The sequence below is a fragment of the uncultured Veillonella sp. genome (genome assembly GCF_937981445.1).
Lineage (GTDB): Bacteria > Bacillota > Negativicutes > Veillonellales > Veillonellaceae > Veillonella_A.
The window spans coordinates 12989-28153 of sequence record NZ_CALJON010000014.1 but is presented as its reverse complement, the minus strand read 5'-3'; the positions used below and the strand labels follow the sequence as shown (position 1 = coordinate 28153).

The 15165-nt window shown below is 40.9% G+C and carries 11 protein-coding genes; 9 read left to right on the top strand and 2 right to left on the bottom strand.

Going from position 1 to position 15165, the window contains the following annotated elements; all coding sequences use genetic code 11:
- The first annotated feature begins 187 nt into the window (after positions 1 to 187).
- Together Q0376_RS02905 and Q0376_RS02900 are read left to right on the top strand one after the other, a co-directional pair.
- On the top strand, positions 188 to 3928 hold the full coding sequence (locus Q0376_RS02905) for a phosphoribosylformylglycinamidine synthase (protein ID WP_298703868.1): 3741 nt from the start codon (positions 188 to 190) through the stop codon (positions 3926 to 3928).
- Between the two features lie 166 nt (positions 3929 to 4094).
- A complete protein-coding gene (locus Q0376_RS02900; protein WP_298703865.1) occupies positions 4095 to 5333 on the top strand; it encodes an FprA family A-type flavoprotein in 1239 nt (412 codons plus the stop codon).
- Between the two features lie 157 nt (positions 5334 to 5490).
- Here Q0376_RS02900 and Q0376_RS02895 read toward each other — a convergent pair whose 3' ends face one another.
- On the bottom strand, positions 5491 to 5826 hold the full coding sequence (locus tag Q0376_RS02895) for a zinc ribbon domain-containing protein YjdM (RefSeq protein WP_298703862.1): 336 nt from the start codon (positions 5824 to 5826) through the stop codon (positions 5491 to 5493).
- Between the two features lie 293 nt (positions 5827 to 6119).
- Between Q0376_RS02895 and rbsK the strand changes: the two genes are divergently transcribed.
- From rbsK to Q0376_RS02860, 7 genes are all read left to right on the top strand, one after another.
- Positions 6120 to 7010 carry a ribokinase gene (gene rbsK, locus Q0376_RS02890; protein WP_298703859.1) on the top strand — a complete coding sequence of 297 codons (891 nt, stop codon included), beginning with the start codon at positions 6120 to 6122 and terminating at the stop codon, positions 7008 to 7010.
- A gap of 2 nt (positions 7011 to 7012) precedes the next feature.
- Positions 7013 to 7426: a D-ribose pyranase gene (rbsD, locus tag Q0376_RS02885; RefSeq protein ID WP_298703856.1), complete on the top strand. Its 414-nt coding sequence runs from the start codon at positions 7013 to 7015 to the stop codon at positions 7424 to 7426.
- Between the two features lie 34 nt (positions 7427 to 7460).
- The gene (locus Q0376_RS02880) at positions 7461 to 8942 is read left to right on the top strand and encodes a sugar ABC transporter ATP-binding protein (protein WP_298703853.1); all 1482 of its coding nucleotides are present in this window, start codon (positions 7461 to 7463) and stop codon (positions 8940 to 8942) included.
- Entirely contained in the window at positions 8942 to 9880 is a 939-nt protein-coding gene (rbsC, locus tag Q0376_RS02875; RefSeq protein WP_298703851.1) for an ABC transporter permease subunit, read from the top strand. Before Q0376_RS02880 ends, rbsC begins: the two co-directional genes overlap by 1 nt.
- Before the next feature lie 9 nt (positions 9881 to 9889).
- The gene (rbsB, locus tag Q0376_RS02870) at positions 9890 to 10801 is read left to right on the top strand and encodes a ribose ABC transporter substrate-binding protein RbsB (protein WP_298703849.1); all 912 of its coding nucleotides are present in this window, start codon (positions 9890 to 9892) and stop codon (positions 10799 to 10801) included.
- A 486-nt stretch (positions 10802 to 11287) separates the two neighbouring features.
- Entirely contained in the window at positions 11288 to 11800 is a 513-nt protein-coding gene (locus Q0376_RS02865; RefSeq protein ID WP_298703846.1) for an Lrp/AsnC family transcriptional regulator, read from the top strand.
- Positions 11793 to 12980: an aminotransferase class I/II-fold pyridoxal phosphate-dependent enzyme gene (locus tag Q0376_RS02860; protein WP_298703844.1), complete on the top strand. Its 1188-nt coding sequence runs from the start codon at positions 11793 to 11795 to the stop codon at positions 12978 to 12980. Before Q0376_RS02865 ends, Q0376_RS02860 begins: the two co-directional genes overlap by 8 nt.
- 384 nt (positions 12981 to 13364) lie before the next feature.
- Here Q0376_RS02860 and Q0376_RS02855 read toward each other — a convergent pair whose 3' ends face one another.
- On the bottom strand, positions 13365 to 14930 hold the full coding sequence (locus tag Q0376_RS02855) for a nitrite/sulfite reductase (RefSeq protein ID WP_298703842.1): 1566 nt from the start codon (positions 14928 to 14930) through the stop codon (positions 13365 to 13367).
- Between the last annotated feature and the right edge of the window lie 235 nt (positions 14931 to 15165).

Sequence of the window (15165 nt, the reverse complement as noted above, 5' to 3'; positions counted from 1 at the left end):
TGTATTTTGTAGTGTTAATGGAGCATACAACATAGATTGTATTAGAAGAGTGTCTCCATATACATATTACATAGGACAGAATAAACAAAAGATAAAGTCTTAATTTATTATAGCTATATTATACTATATTTGGGGTTTACACAATAGTTAGTACATTCATGGCAAAAAATGTAAGAGGAGGCTCACTATGTCAATTTACCGCATTTTTGTTCGCAAACGATCTGCTTTTGCTCAAGAAGCACAAGCTATGTTACATACCATTCGTGAAGAACTCAGTATCCCTGCTCACAGTGTAACTATTTATGAACGCTATGATATTGAAGGCGTAAGTGCCTCTGATTTAGAGCAAGCAAAACAACTGATTTTTTCCGAACCACCTGTAGATGAGCTCTTTGAAACCTTACCGGTAAACGAGCATACTCATGTAATCGCTACTGAATATGTGCCTGGTCAATATGATCAACGGGCCGATTCAGCGGAGCAATGTTTAGCTATGTTAACCTTAAAATCAGGCGCCACTGTTCGCACAGCACGCGTATTTTGCATTGAAGGTGCACTATCTGAAGAACAATTTAATAAAATTAAACATTATTATATAAATCCTGTAGACTCTCGCGAGGCATCACTTGATTTACCTACTAGTTTACAACTTGAAGTGGAACCTGCAAAGCCTGTAGCCATTCTTGATGGATTTACATCTAAATCAGACGAAAATCTACAGGCCTTACGTCAAGAATTAGGCCTCGCTATGAGCCAAGAAGACATCCGCCTAATTCAAGGCTATTTTAAAGAAGAAGAACAGCGCGATCCAAGCATTACTGAAATTCGCGTACTCGACACCTATTGGTCCGACCATTGCCGCCATACAACCTTTATGACGGAATTAACAGATATTACGATTGACAAAGATCCTCTCACCGCTCCTATTGAAGCAGCCTTAGCTGAATACATGCAAGGGCGTCAAGAAATTTATACAGCCAAAACCAAAGCCCGCACTTTAATGGATATGGCCACGTTAGCAGTAAAAGAATTAAAAGCTCAAGGCAAATTACAAGAAATTGATGAGTCCGATGAAATCAATGCTTGTACCATTATCGTACCGGTAGATGTAAATGGCGAAACAGAGGAATGGTTATTACTCTTTAAAAATGAAACCCATAACCACCCTACTGAAATTGAGCCCTATGGTGGCGCTGCGACTTGCTTAGGCGGCTGTATTCGCGACCCTTTAAGTGGCCGTGCCTATGTATACCAAGCAATGCGTGTTACCGGCTCTGGTGACCCACGTACAGCCTTAGAAGATACCTTAGAAGGTAAATTACCTCAAGCACAAATCACCAAGGGGGCCGCTCGTGGCTATAGCTCCTATGGCAATCAGATTGGTCTTGCTACCGGTGAAGTTAAAGAATATTATCATCCAGGCTATGTAGCCAAACGCATGGAAATCGGTGCCGTTGTAGGGGCTGCACCTCGCACCAATGTACGCCGCGAAGAACCAACACCTGGTGACATTGTAGTCCTTCTAGGCGGTAAAACCGGCCGTGATGGCTGTGGTGGTGCTACGGGCTCCTCTAAAGAACACGACTTAACCTCCCTTGCCTCTTGCGGTGCCGAAGTACAAAAAGGTAATCCTTTAACAGAGCGCAAAATTCAGCGTTTATTCCGCCGTGCCGAAGTAACTAAGCTCATCAAGCGTTGTAATGACTTTGGTGCTGGTGGCGTTTCGGTTGCCATCGGTGAGTTAACAGATGGTCTACTCATCAATTTAGATAAAGTACCTAAGAAATACGAAGGTCTTGACGGTACTGAACTAGCTATTTCCGAATCACAAGAACGTATGGCTTGCGTCATCGAAGCCAAAGATTGGGCGCAGTTTGAAGCCTTTTGTAGCGAAGAAAATCTAGAAGCTACTATTGTAGCCGATGTAACAGATTCCAATCGCCTCACCATGACTTGGCAAGGTCAAAACATTGTTGATATTTCCCGTGACTTCTTAAATACTAATGGGGCTAAACAAAGCCAAAACGCCCATGTAGTAGCACCAAAATCTACATATTTCACAGCACCTGCTGTACATGATGTGAAAGCTCATTGGCTAGACACAATGTCTGACTTAGCGGTTACTTCACAGCAGGGCCTAAGCGAACGTTTCGACAGCACCATCGGTGCCGGCACAGTTCTCATGCCATTTAGTGGTCTCTACCAAAAAACACCGGTACAAGGCATGGTCGCTAAATTACCAGTTCTTTATGGCGAAACTAAAACAGCCAGCATCATGACGCATGGTTTTGATCCTTTTGTATCTACTTGGAGTCCATTCCATGGTGCACAATTGGCCGTTTTATTATCTGTTGCCAAAATCGTTGCCCTTGGTGGTGATCGCCGCACGGCCTATTTAACCCTTCAAGAGTACTTTGAGCGCTTAAATCAAGTGCCAGAAGCTTGGGGTAAACCTGTAGCAGCATTACTTGGTGCTTATACAGCACAAAAAGAACTTGAAATCGGTGCTATCGGTGGTAAAGACTCTATGTCCGGTACCTTTATGGACTTAACTGTACCGCCAACCTTAGTTTCCTTTGCCATTACAACAGCTTCTGTAGATGATGTAATATCCCCAGACTTAAAAGAAGCCGGCCATGTATTACTTCATGTAGGTGTACCACGCCAAGAAGATAATACACCAAATTGGGCCCTCTTCAAAGAACAGGCCGATACACTTCACAAATATAGCAAAGCAGGCCGTATCAGCGCTGCCTATGTGGTAGAAGCTGGTGGCATTGCTGCGGCGCTTACTAAAATGGCCCTTGGCAATCGTCTAGGGGTAAATCTAAATGATGTAGTAGAAAATCATCTGTTTGCCCCTCATATGGGCTCTTGGATTGTGGAAACAGATGCCCAAACAGCCGCTGAATGGACAAAGGCTACCAAATATACTGTAGAAATTGGTACCATTGTGAAAGAGCCAACTATTAGCATCAAAGATGTAACTCTTTCCTTAAGTGAACTTCAAGACGCCTATGAGGCTACCCTTAACCCAATCTTCCCACTTCACGCCGCTTCTGGCACCGGTGAAGCTGTAGCCTATATTCACGATCAAAAAATGGCACCACGAGTGCATACTGGTATAGCCAAACCTAAGATTGTAATTCCAGCCTTCCCTGGCACTAACTGTGAATACGATTCAGCACGTGCCTTCTTACGGGCTGGTGGGGACCCTGAAATTGTGCTCATTCGCAATCGCACAGTGAGTGAGCTAGAGGAATCCATTAAAGATATGAAGCGCGCCTTAGATGAATCGCAAATCGTCTTCTTCCCTGGCGGTTTCAGTGCTGGTGACGAACCAGATGGCAGTGGTAAATTTATGGCCACCTTGTTCCGCAATCCATATTTAACAGAAGCCCTCAACGAATTACTCTATACCCGTGATGGCTTAGCCTTAGGCATTTGTAATGGCTTCCAAGCCCTAATCAAATTAGGTCTTTTACCATATGGTAAAGTAGCACCACTTGATGAAACAAGCCCAACATTAACCTATAATACAATTGGCCGCCATTTATCAGGCATGGTGCGCACTAAGGTTATCTCTACTAAATCACCTTGGATGAGCCTTTCTAAAGCTGGTGAGATTTACACTATTCCGATTTCTCATGGTGAAGGACGTTTTATTGCCTCCCCTGAGCAAATTGTAGAATTTAACCGTCAAGGTCAAATCGCCACTCAATATGTTGATATGGATGGGGTAGCAACCTATGATGCGCGCTACAATCCAAACCAATCCGTTGCTGCTGTAGAAGGTCTCTTCAGTCCTGATGGCCGAGTATTTGGTAAAATGGGGCATATTGAACGCGTAGGCTATGGCATTGCCAAAAATATTCCTGGCGAAAAAATTATGCCTGTCTTTGAATCTGGTGTAGCCTATTTTAAATAACAATTCAAAAATTGCATAAGAAATAGAAAAAACGGCATAGTATATGCCGTTTTTTTATATGAAATTGGTTGCACTCCCTGGTGATACCTAGTATCATAGTATATGGTGAATAAGTTTAGAGACATAACCAGCTCTTGTTATTCTTAACTTGAAAGGATGTAAACATATGCATTGCGCACAAAAAATGACAGATAATATTTATTGGATAGGCAGTAATGACTGGGATACAGAGCGTTTTGAAAACCTCTTCCCTATTCCATTAGGGGTTAGTTATAACTCATATTTTATTGATGATGAAAAAACTTGTATTGTTGACTCCGTTGATGATAGCATTCGTCAAGAATTCTTTGACAATGTAGAACATTTGCTTAATGGTCGTCAACTCGATTATGTCATCGTCAACCATATGGAACCTGATCATTGCTCCACTTTAGTAGAATTAATCGATCGTTATCCTAATGTGCGACTTGTTGGTAACCGTACTACCTTCCGTTTATTCGAACAATTTTATGGTCGCCCTTGCCCTGATAATTACTACGAAGTAAAAGAAGGGGATAGCATTAGTTTAGGTAAACATACCTTACATTCCTACACCATGCCAATGGTTCACTGGCCAGAAGTAACTTGTACATTTGAATCCACTACAGGTATTTTATTCTCCGCCGATGCGTTCGGTACCTTTGGTACTGTTAATGGCAGCATCTTTGCGGACCAAATTGATTTCGAACGTGTCTATGAAGATGAAGCACGTCGTTATTATACTAATATTGTTGGTAAATATGGTGTACAAGTACAAAATGCAATCAAAAAAGCGCTTCCTTTAGGCATCAAAATGATTGCCCCACTTCATGGTCCTATTTGGCGTACTCCTGAAAGTATTAAATACATGATTGAGAAATACATGCATTGGAGTACCTATTCAGCAGAAAAGAAAGGCGTTGTTATTGCCTTTGGTTCCATGTATGGCAACACAGCTGAAATGGCTCAACAATTAGCTAAATTATTGTCCCTTCGCGGCATTAATGATATTAAAATCTATGATGTATCTAAAACAAATCCATCCTATATCATCGCAGATGCTTGGAAATACAGCCATCTAGTTTGTATGGCCCCAACCTACAACTTGGCCTTATACCTCACTATGGAAAACTTGCTTTATGAATTAAAAGCACTTAACTTCCACAATCATAAGGTATCCATCGTAGGTAACCATTCCTGGGCATCGGCTGCCATGAAACGTATGGTAGAATATTTCACAAATGAATTCAAAGACATGGAAATCGTTGGTACACCACTTGATATTCGTGGTGCCTTACATCCACAACAATTACCATTATTTGAAAAACTAGCTGATGATATTGCCGCTTCCATTGAAGCCACTGAAATTAAAACATTCAGCTTATAATTAGACTGCTCTTAGGTAAACACCAAAGAACTATAAAGAAATACAACATCTAAAACTAATAATGCGTGGTAAAGATATTCCTCTCTTTACCACGCATTTTGTTGTAGTTATATAAGACTTACCGCAGCACAGTTTGTCCTATACCTCTATTTTATCTTTATAATTTCTTAACAAATTCAGATTTTAATGCCATAGCGCCAAAACCATCGATTTTGCAATCAATATTGTGATCTCCATCCACAAGGCGAATGTTCTTCACACGGGTGCCCTGTTTTAATACAGAGGCGCCTTTTACTTTTAAATCTTTAATAATGGTAACAGAATCGCCATCTTGCAGTACATTGCCATTCGCATCACGCACAACGAGCCCTGCTTCAGCTGCTTCTACATCAGCGGCAGTCCATTCATGCGCACACATAGGACAAATCAACATATGTCCATCTTCATACGTATAACCTTCACCACAATTTGGACAGTTAGGTAATGTTGCCATTTAATTCCTCCTCATTTTCTATAAAGTATAAATTGACTCTCTTATTGTATCAGAAAAAGTGCAAAATTAAAATATAGAGATATAAAAAGTGTATGGCTATAAAATTAAATAAATCTATTATTTTATCACTATATACATGTATTTTACGTAAATATTGCCTAAAAATCTAATTCATCTTGAAAAGAATTAAATTTATATTCAATAAATTATTAAATAAAGATTTAAACTATCTTTTAAATTAAAGATTTCTAGTGTATACTAATATAATGCAAAGAAGGTTGAAGGAGGTTACCATGAATAATATTGTAGTTATCGGTAGCTGTAATATAGATATTACTGTGCTAGCCGACAAGCGTCCTGCAGCAGGCGAAACCATTCTAGGGCAAAGCCTACATGTATCACCTGGTGGCAAAGGAGCCAATCAGGCCGTAGCGGCTGCTAAATTAGGCGCAAATGTTACCATGGTTGGCTATATTGGGGATGACCCATATGGTCAAATGATTTTAGATAATTTACACCAACATCATATTAATACAGATTATATAGTTACCTTGCCAGACGAAACCAGTGGCACCGCCCACATTACCTTAGCTGAAGGTGACAATAGTATTATCGTCATTCAAGGGGCTAACGCGCGCGTTGATGAAACAGTTGTAGATAAAGCTTGGGACGCTATTATGAAAGCAGACCTTGTTATGTTACAAAATGAAATTCCCCTTTCTACGATTACCTATATAACAAAAAAATGTGCCGCCGCTGGCATTAAAGTATTATTAAATCCAGCACCAGCAGCACAATTAGATAGGGATGCATTAGAAAATGCTACGTATGTAACGCCAAATGAACACGAACTCTCGGCCCTCTATCCTGGTCAGGAAATTAAAGATACTATGCTCGCTCATGCTGGTAAAATCATCGTTACCCTTGGCAGCGAAGGCGTTGGCTATGCTGAAGACGGCGAACTGCGCCGCGTTCCTAGTTTCAAAGTAGAACCAGTAGATACAACAGGTGCTGGCGATACCTTTAATGGCGCCTTTGCCACCGCTATTGTAAATAATAAAAGTTTAGCGGAAGCCATTCATTATGGTAATGCTGCGGCGGCCCTTTCTATTTTAAAATTAGGCGCCCAAGAAGGAATGCCTACAGCCTTGGAAGTTACTTCATTTTTAGAATCGAGGAAATAAATATGCAAAAAGGTGGTATTTTAAATAGCCATATAGCCAAAGTATTAGCCGACCTTGGCCATACTGATACGATCTGCATCGGTGATTGTGGCTTACCTATTCCAGCTAGAGTACAAAAAATTGACCTTGCCTTAGAATTTGGCACACCTAGCTTTGAACAAGTTGTGCGCCTCTTACAGCAACATATGCAAGTAGAATCAATTCATATTGCCAGTCCCATGGAAGAAATGAATCCTAAAAATCATGCCGTCTTAGAAGAACTCTATCCTAAAGCACGCTATGGATGGAAAGAAACGAGCCATGAAGAGTTTAAATTAGCCTCGGCTCACTGTAAATGCATTATCCGCACCGGTGAAACTACACCTTATGCGAATGTAATTTTACAGGCTGATTGTATCTTTAATGAAGAAAAATAATGGACTTATACTGTACTAGAACTAGGAGTTTCAAATGGAAATACAAATGTCCGGTATTGCCAAAGCCTTTGGCACGAATCAGGTATTAAAAGATGTAAACCTGACGCTCAAATCCGGTGAAGTTCACGCCTTAATGGGCGAAAATGGGGCCGGTAAATCCACCCTCATGAACATTTTAACGGGCCTTCATAAAGCTGATGGTGGCCGTATTTTAGTGGATGGACAAGAGACTACATATCACAGTCCTCGCGAAGCCGAAACCCATGGCATTGCCTTCATCCATCAAGAATTAAATATTTGGCCTAATCTCACATTGTTAGAGAATTTATACTTAATGCAGCCAAAGAAAAATGGTCTTGGTATGCTCGATAAGAAGACTATGCTAAAAGAAGCAAACGCAAAATGTGAAGAACTTCAAATCGAGTTACCCCTTACAAAAGATGCCAGCGAATGTTCTGTAGGCCAAGAGCAGATGACTGAAATCTTACGCGTCCTCATGCTCAATGCCAAGGTGGTTATTATGGACGAACCATCAGCGGCTCTTACAGAACGTGAAACAGCTACCCTATTCCGCATGATGCGTCAACTTAAATCGCAGGGCGTAGCCATTGTATATATTTCTCATCGCATGGAAGAAGTATTTAGCGAATGTGATGTTATCACGGTTATGCGCGATGGTCACACTATTAGTACCAAACCTGTAGGGGACACCTCTGTAGATGAAGTGGTGCGTCACATGGTGGGTCGCTCCATTGATGAATTTTACCCAGATCGCGCTAATGAACCTGGCGAGACAATTTTAACAGTAAAAGATTTAAAGCCAAAAAATTTTGGTCATACAATCTCCTTCGATTTACGCAAAGGCGAAATTCTCGGCGTAGCAGGCTTAATGGGGGCTGGCCGTACAGAAATTATGCGCGCCATTTTTGGTGTTGATGGTCATGATGGCGGTCAAATTACCCTAGAAGGAAAGCCACTTCATTTTAAAAAGCCAGAAGATGCTATCAAAGCAGGCATTGCCTTCATCACAGAAGACCGCAAAGGTGAAGGCCTCATATTGGACTTCTCTATCGGGTCTAATATTACCTTACCTAATTTAAATCAAGTCTGCCCTAGCCATGTGCTCAACAAGAGTAAACTCGTAGAATTTGCTGATACTTTGTCTAAAAAATTAGGCGTAAAAACCCAATCAGTGCATTTACCCGCATCATCCCTATCAGGTGGTAATCAACAAAAAGTAGTTATTGCTAAATGGATTGGCCTCGGCCCGTCCATCATCATTATGGACGAACCAACGCGAGGCATTGATATTGGGGCCAAACGCGATATTTATGATCTTATGAATGAATTAACTAGCCAAGGAGTGTCCATCATTATGGTCTCCTCTGAGCTCCCTGAAGTGCTCGGCATGAGTGATCGTATTATGGTCATTCACGAAGGCGCTGTAGCCGGTATTTTACCACGTGCTGAAGCAACTCCAGAAAGTATCATGACACTGGCAACAGGAGGAGAATAATGAACAACAGTAGTATTACAAGTCTATTAAAAAAATTAGGACCACTCATCGGCCTTATTATCTTATTTATTATTATTGCAAGTCTTAATGACAGCTTCTTAGAATTTTCAAATCTACGCAATCTCTTGCGTCAAGTATCCATCAATGCCATTATTGCCTTTGGCATGACCTTTGTTATTTTAACTAGCGGCATCGATTTATCCGTTGGATCTATCTTGGCCCTATCCAGTGCTATGATGGCTAATTTCATCGTCAATGGCATGAATCCTGAAGTGGCCATTCTAGTGGCTGCTGGTATTGGTATCGTCCTAGGTGGTATCAATGGTATTGTAATAGCCTATGGTAAGGTGGCTCCTTTTATCGCAACTCTAGCGACTATGACAGTGTATCGCGGAGCTACCCTCGTCTTCACCAATGGTAATCCTATTAGTGGTCTTACCACAGACCCTATGTTTCATGCCTTTGGTCAAGGCGATATCGCCGGACTTCCTATTCCTGCGATTACTATGTTCCTATCCTTTTTAATCCTTTGGTTCGTACTTCAAAAAACCTCCCTTGGTCGTCAAACCTATGCTATTGGGGGCAGTGAAAAAGTAAGTTACATTGCAGGGATTAAAATCAATCGCGTAAAAATCTTTGCCTATGCGTTAACAGGTATGCTCAGTGCCATTGCAGGGGCCATTATTACATCTCGTCTCAACTCAGCACAGCCTACTGCTGGTATGGGATATGAATTAGACGCTATCGCCGCAGTTGTACTAGGTGGCACAAGCCTTGCTGGCGGCCGTGGTCACATAGTAGGTACCTTAATCGGTGCCCTCATTATTGGTACACTCAATAATGGTTTAAATATTCTTGATGTTTCCAGTTTCTATCAACAAATTGTTAAGGGTATTGTTATTCTACTTGCAGTCCTCGGGGACCGCAAAAAAGCGTAGGAGGTTTGTATGAAAAAATTATTAACAGTCATTGCCATTGTTGTATTAGCCATTGGCGTGCTTGCTGGCTGTGGATCTAATTCCTCAAATAATGCAGGCGGTGACAAAAAACAAGGCACAATTGGTTTCTCCGTGTCTACTTTGAATAATCCATTCTTCGTATCTTTAAAAGATGGCGTGGAAAAACAAGCGAATGCCTTAGGTCTTAAAGTAAAGATTGTTGATGCTCAAAATGACCCTGCTAAACAGGCTAATGACATTGCAGACTTACTTGAAAGTGGCGTAACTGTTCTTATCGTCAACCCAGTTGACTCTGCTGCTATTTCCACATCTGTGGAAGCAGCTAATGCCAAAAATATTCCTGTAATTACGGTTGACCGCTCTAGCGATAAAGGTAAAGTAGCAGCTCACATTGCCTCTGACAATGTAAAAGGTGGCGAAATGGCTGCTCAACTTATTGCAGACAAACTTGGCAATGGCTCTAAAGTAGCTGAAATTGAAGGTATCCCTGGCGCGTCCGCTACACGTGAACGTGGTCAAGGCTTCCATAATGTAGCTGACAAATCCTTAGTTGTAGGTGCTAAACAAAGTGCTGATTTCGACCGTACTAAGGGCTTAAATGTAGCAAGTAATATGTTACAAGCTAATCCTGATGTAAAAGCTATTTTTGCTCATAATGATGAAATGGCACTCGGTGCTATTCAAGCTGCTAAATCAGCTGGTAAAGACGTATTCATCGTTGGTTTTGATGGCACTGAAGACGCTCAAAAAGCTGTTCAAGATGGCACACTCGCTGCAACAATTGCACAACAACCTGAATTAATGGGTACTATTGCAGTTGACACAGCATCCAAAATCATCAAAGGGGAACAAGTGGATAGCAAAATCCCTGTAGACCTTAAAGTTGTTACTAAAAAGTAATGTACTCAAAGTAATACATTAACAATTGTATAGAAACGTATATAGCCTAAGAGCTGTACTGAAAAGTAGATGTATCTACTATTTCGGCACAGCTCTTTTTGTATCTCCTACAAACGTCTCCACTGTCATATGTGCTAAACGTCTAATATCATATATGCTAAAGCCATATGTGCTAAACGCCACATATTCTTATATACCTAACAGCATATGACTTATATACCTAACAGCACATGACTTATATGCCTAACACTACATGCACTTATATGCCCTACGCTACATGTGCTTATATGCCCTACCCTACAACAGCCGTTACCAGCACAATGTTTTCATCTATCACTTATAGGCATTTTGCATATTTCTCCTCCAGTGATACAATAAAACGTATAGCAAGCACTCGTTTCATTGGCCTGTGCACAAATATATAAAATATAAAATTGCTATACGTCTGGAGCCCTTGCGCCCCTCTATGTGAAAGGAGATTCTCTTATGAGTAATGAAATTCTAACAATCACTGATAAAAAACTTCTCGATTTACTCGCCGCGGACGCCAAATTAACGCACAGTCAATTGGCGGCCATGTTAAACATTGAGGAAGCAGAAGTGGCGGAGCGCATCGCCTTTTTAGAAGAAGAAGGGATTATTAAGGGCTACCAAGCCGTAATCGACTGGGAAGGAGCCGATGCTAATAAAGCAACTGCGCTCATTCAATTACAAGTTACCCCTGAACCTGATCGGGGCTTTGATAAATTAGCTCATCGCATTATGCAATTTGAAGAAGTTGAAGGCGTATTTCTTATGTCTGGTGGCTATGATTTAACAGTTATCGTACGCGGCGAAAGCATGCGTGACATTGCCCTCTTTGTAGCCCGCCGTCTCTCCACCCTTGAAGGGGTCCGCGGTACTGGTACACACTTTATCTTAAGCCGCTACAAAGATCGCGGGATTATTTACCAAGACGATGTGATTAAGGAAATAAGGAGCAATGTTTTCTATGATTAATTATAATGACCTATTAAATCATAATGTTACCAATCTAAAACCGTCTGGTATTCGCCGCTTCTTTGATATTGCTAGCGAAATGGATGAAGTCATTTCACTGAGTATTGGCGAACCAGATTTTCAAACTCCTTGGCATGTACGCGAAGCAGGCATCGATGTATTAGAAAAAGGCCGCACTTGGTATTCTCCCAATCGTGGTTTTCTCGAACTACGTGAAGAAATACAACATTGGTTTGAGCGTAAATATAATCTATCCTATGAGCCACAAACAGATATTCTCGTAACAGTAGGGGGCTCTGAAGCCATCGACTTAGCTTTACGCGCCATTATAAATCCAGGAGACGAAGTACTCATTCCAGTGCCAAGTTTTGTGTGCTACATTCCCCTCACTGAAGTAGCTAAAGGGATGCCTATTCCTGTGCAAACACAGGCTAAAAATAACTTCCGCCTCACCGCCGAAGATATTCGCGCCCATATTACTGACAAAACGAAGCTCATCATTTTACCATTTCCTAATAATCCTACTGGTTCTGTTATGCGCCGTGAACATTTAGAAGAGATTGCTCAAGTCATTGAAGAGCATAATCTCCTCGTCCTATCCGATGAAATCTATAGTGAGCTCACCTATGGTGATACACCTCATACTTCCATCGCCAACATCGCGGGCATGAAGGAACGCACCATACTTATCAATGGGTTCTCCAAAACCTATGCCATGACAGGGTGGCGTTTAGGTATCGCCTTAGGACCTAAGGAAATTATTACGCAAATGACCAAACTTCACCAATATGGCATTATGAGTGCCCCTACGATTGCGCAAAATGCAGCCATTGAAGCCCTTCGTAATGGTGACAAAGATATTGTATATATGCGTGATCAATACGATATTCGCCGCCGTTTCTTGGTGGATGCATTCAATCAAATGGGACTCACTTGCTTCAATCCTGAAGGGGCCTTTTATGTATTTCCTAATATTACCTCTACAGGCCTTGATTCAGAAACATTCTGTGAAAAATTACTCTATGCTAAACATGTAGCCGTTGTCCCTGGCAATGCCTTTGGCGACTGCGGTGAAGGCTTCGTTCGCGTAGCCTATGCCAACTCATTAGCTAATATTAAAGAGGCTGTGAAACGCATTGGCGAATTTTTAGAAGAGTTAAAAGCCGGCACTGTAAACTAAAAAATGAAAACTAAAAACTAAAAACTAAAATTTTGAAACATTTCAAACAAAGAAGGTTCAAAATTAAAATAGTAAAAATAAAACCGCTTATGCCACTCTGAGCCACTAACTCAGAGTCACATAAGCGGTTATTCTTATTCTAACGTTACTTTTATTCTGCTGTTATTTCATTCTATCGTTACTTTTGTTCTGTTGTTATTTTATTCTACCATTACTTTTATTTTAATGTAAACGTTGCGTCCACAGCTCACGCGCTACGCGCCTTAACACATAGCCCGAAAAGATTAACGGCCCAACGGATAAAAGCTAAACGAAGCTAAACGAATACATATTAAATGAATAACATGTTAAACGAAAAGGAGCTAAAAATATTATCTACAAAGCTTAAATATATTTAGCAGCTAACGCTCTAAAGTCTTCTTCATGAGCTTCAATCCAAGTATCAAAGTCCACATTGGCTGCATTTAATGTATTAGCTAATTCAGCAATAAATTTAGGAATATCTACTACAGTAACAAGGCCTAAAAGTTCACCAAATTTTACATTATCGAGGGCTTCACTACCACCGAAGAATAAATTAAAAGCTGGTTGTGGCTTTTTATCTACTAATTTAACAGCCCCATGGAAACCAAGGCGTCCAATTTGATGCGTCCCACAAGAAGATGGACAACCTGAAATATGCATTTTAGGTAAATACTTAGTATCAATACCTTCTGCTTCTAGATGTTTTACAATATCTTGGAATAATCCTTGAGAGTTTTGGAACCCTACTTGGCAACGGCTCGCACCGATACAAGACACGGACATTAAAAAGTCTGTAGGCATATGATCTGGTGTCAATTCAACGACTTTCTTTGCTTCCTCCGCTGTTAAATTGATAAAGTATACGCTTTCATCACTTGTGAGGCGACCTTCTACAGCATCTAAAGAGCCCGTGTAGCGGAGCAATGTCTGGAATGCTTCGCGATCAGGATTACCACCTAATGGATGGTATAGCACAGCATACAAACCTTTTTGGGATTGTCCTACCACGCGGCCACCAAATTGATCTAATTCATCAGCACTGAATTCCTGAGGTCCCACTTTAGTAATGTTCACTGTTGGCACTTCAAACGATAAATCTTCTACACGACGCGTGAAAGTCAAAAATTTATTAAACACTTCACGGAATTTATCTTCCCCCATAGCCTCTACCATGTAGCGCGTACGATTCTTGCTACGTGCATGATAATCAGCATTTTCAATGAAAGTGCGTACCATAGCTTTAATATAATATAAAATATCTTTAGGATTTACGCCCTCTGCCAACACAATGCCTTTACGTGTATTACCACCCATACCGCCGCCAGCATATACTGTAAACGTGCCATCAGCTTGTGCGCGAAATGCAAGGTCCTTAATAGTCGCATGTGTCGCTGTTTCTAAGCCATTGGTCATAGTGATTTTCAATTTACGAGGCATTTTAAAATCTGGCACCAAGGTCAGCACATATTCACTGGCCACTTGTACATAAGGGGTAATATCAAATGGTTCCCCAGGCGTTACGCCACGAAGTGGACTAGCGGAAATATTACGTGGATGGTCCCCACCACCGCCACGAGAATAAATGCCTACCTTATGGCATGCTTTAAATAAGTCGATTACAGTGCGTCCTTGTAGGCCATGGAATTGAATAGATTGGCCTGTTGTAAAATGTACCTGTGGAATCTCATATGTATCAAATGCGTCAGCTAAGAAGTTCATTTGTTCTTTTGTAATGCGACCTGCCGGCAAGCGCAAACGGTACATAGCTGTTTTGGCACCTCTCTCGGCATATGTGCCAAAAGGACCTGACAAACCTTTATAATCACCAACAGAAATTTCTTTATTAAAGAATTGTTCACTCGTCTTGGCAAATACATCAATATCTTTTAGGAGGCGAGCTTTCACCTCTTCAGTTAAAAATCCCATACTTACATCCCTCTCAATCTCTTAGTATACATAGGATTATTCATAATTTCTACGCTGTGTTAATCGTAACATGATAAAAAACTACAGTCAATACAGGGTATGTCTCCATCCTATCATTATTGTAGGATTTAAGTAAATAGTATAATAAACCATTTCAAACTAATCTGTATTTTAATAGTTCATTACATAAAACAAAAAAGACTGCCCTATTTTATGTTAATTACTGCCCACCAAT